3 protein-coding genes are annotated in these 2,787 nt (G+C 46.2%); 1 reads left to right on the top strand and 2 read right to left on the bottom strand.

What is annotated here, in order from left to right:
* Positions 1-337 precede the first annotated feature (337 nt).
* Complete coding sequence (locus QT992_RS28745) at positions 338-943, top strand: chorismate lyase (RefSeq protein WP_190738647.1); 606 nt, start codon at positions 338-340, stop codon at positions 941-943.
* A 303-nt stretch (positions 944-1,246) separates the two neighbouring features.
* Here the strand turns inward: QT992_RS28745 and QT992_RS28740 are convergent, their stop codons facing one another.
* Both QT992_RS28740 and QT992_RS28735 read right to left on the bottom strand, forming a co-directional pair.
* A complete protein-coding gene (locus QT992_RS28740) occupies positions 1,247-2,545 on the bottom strand; it encodes a cytochrome P450 (protein WP_333343055.1) in 1,299 nt (432 codons plus the stop codon).
* Positions 2,546-2,592: 47 nt separating this feature from the next.
* Positions 2,593-2,787: hypothetical protein (locus tag QT992_RS28735; RefSeq protein ID WP_333320658.1), on the bottom strand; the 195-nt coding region annotated here is incomplete at its 5' end.

Genomic DNA, 2,787 nt, shown 5'->3' with positions numbered 1-2,787 from the left:
TTCCACACCCACTCAATTTTATTCAACAACAGGCAAGATGCCTGTTCCACACCCACTCAATTTTATTCAACAACAGGTAAGATGCCTGTTCCACACCAACTCAATTTTATTCAACAACAGGTAAGATGCCTGTTCCACACCAACTCAATTTTATTCAACAACAGGTAAGATGCCTGTTCCACACCAACTCAATTTTATTCAACAACAGGCAAGATGCCTGTTCCACACCCACTCAATTTTATTGTGGAACGGGCCGAAGAGCCCGTTTCTAAACAGATTTAAATTGTAGATTGAAGAAGCGTTATAATAAACAAAAAATTAAGTTTTGTAAAGACCCTTGACTGCAACATTTACACCCAAAAACAGCCGCACCTGGCACGCTCTCAACCCCCTGTGGCAAGGAGCCGAAGACGCAGTACAGAAGGGTTTGCCCCACACCAAGCTTGCACCGGCGTGGCAAATACTGCTCCTGGGCGACGGTTCCCCCACCCGTCACCTGCAACTGCTGACAGGGGAACCCACAGAAGTAGATGTGATCGATATGTCTTTAGTGGGTGAAGACGCAGACGGCGCACCCGAGCAAATTGTCGCGGTTCCGGGGCCGCGCCTGCGCCGACAAGTGTGGCTGCGGACTGCTTCGGGACAGCGCTTGGCCTATGCGACTTCTTGGTGGGAAGCGAGTCATGTAGACGAATATTTACAAAATAAATCTTTGCCAATTTGGGCCAGTTTAGCGCGGCTGCGGACAGAATTGTATCGCGATGTGCAGGGCATTTATTGCGGTGATTCCGTGGCTTTGGAGTCAGCTTTTGAACAGTCGGGGCCTTTTTGGGGGCGACACTATTTGTTTTGGCATCACGGTAAACCATTGACTCTGATTTATGAGGTTTTTTCTCCTTATTTAACTAAGTATTTGGGGCCGATGCAATTGGATGTTGATTGAGACTGAGATATTGCACCATTATCAAGAACAGGCAAGATGCCTGTTCCACAAGAAAATTCACTCTTTGTGGAACAGGCATCTTGCCTGTTCATAAACAGCTTATTGATAATGGTGCAAAATTTCAGTTGAGATTGAGTTCTTGCACGATTATCAATAAGGCTTTCAGGGCGGGCTAGAAGCCCAACCCCTACTCCCCACAAGAAAATTTACCGATTGTGGAACAGGCATCTTGTGGCTTTCAGGGCTAGAAGCAACGGCCCACAAGAAAATTTACCGATTGTGGAACAGGCATCTTGCCTGTTCTTAAGAATAGTTCCGCCGAAATTTCACTCGCAAACCGTCGCGGGGATGCGGAGTCGGTACTCGGATTAAATTCACATCTTGATCCGGTAAAAGCTCCCACTCGTACTCCCGAACAATCTTTGCTGCAAACAACTTCATCTCTAACCGCGCAAATTCTTTGCCCAAACATTCTCGCAAACCGCCACCAAATGGCACGTAGCTGAACGGTTTAGCCGATCGCTCGGAGCTAAATCGATCGGGATCGAATCGATCGGGTTCGGGATAAACTGCGCTATCCTGATGCGTCTGATTGATTTGATAAAGTACCATCCAACCCTTGGGAATTTCGTAGCCTCCGAACTCGCAAGCATTAATTACCTGCCGAAAGCCGCCTCCCACTGGCGGAACCAACCGCAGCACTTCTCGCATAACCTGTTCTAAATAAGTCATTTCTTTGAGCTGTTCCAAGGTTAGCGCTTCCGTAGCGGGGAACTGTTGCTGTTCGGCGCGGACTTTTGCCATCACATCGGGATTTTGAGCTAGCAGAAGACAAAAAGAGGCGATCGCCGAAGTTAAAGTTTCGTGTCCCGCAAACAGCAGCAACAGCACTTGATCTTTTAACTCCTCCAAACTCAAACTATTTCCCTCGTCATCGCGAGCCGAAATCAGCAAACTCAAAGCATCATTGCCGCTAGGGGTTCCTTGTTGGCGATCTATAATAATCTTTTCAAGTTCTGCCAACAGCAGCTTTCGACACTTTTTCGCCTTGCCAAACTGACTCCAAGGCACATCTAAAGGAATCGAAAATAAACCATTGCACCACGTTTCAAAATAATGTCCTAGCGCCGTTTCCGAACCATTATCAATCCCTACTAACAACTTACCCGCAACATCAAAAGTATAATTTCTCAGTTCGGGATACCAAGTCAGCGTTTCCATTTTGGCCCATTTTTCCAAATAGCGCTGAGTGATATCTTCCATCGCGCCGATGTAGCCGGCCAAAGCTCGCGGTTGAAACGCTTGGTACAGCAACTTGCGCCGATTTTGGTGGTTAGCACCCGTTTGCAACGCTAAGGAAAGTGGCCCTAAAAGCGCTTTCGTGCTGGCAGGCCAAGTCACAGCAAAATATTGGTTTTCATTGCTTAAAACAAACAAATTAGCCTCTTGGCCACACACAAACACGGTAGGCTGTCCGAAAATGCTGGTTTTGAAAAGGGGCCCGTACTGCTGGTGGCGTTTTTTGGCAAATTGGGAATCTTGCAAAAAGTTGATAGTATCGCCAATTAGGGGTAAACCAAAACTGCCGGGAGGTAATGCCATTTTAGATTTTAGATTTTAGATTTTAGATTTTTAATATCATATCAATTTTAGTTGGAGGGCGGGCAATACGCATCAGACAAATTTCGGGTCAAATAACTTTTCTCTATTTGTAGCCTGTAGGGCGTCAGTCTTAATATTGGTAGAAAAAATGGTGGTTTTGCCAACTGACCACGAATTTCAAAGGTGGTACCCGCCACGTGATTTATCCGTGGAATCAATCCAAAATCTAAAATCGAAAATCC

The sequence above is a fragment of the Microcoleus sp. T3_D1 genome (genome assembly GCF_036700405.1).
Lineage (GTDB): Bacteria > Cyanobacteriota > Cyanobacteriia > Cyanobacteriales > Microcoleaceae > Microcoleus.
This window is presented reverse-complemented; position numbering and strand designations above follow the sequence as displayed.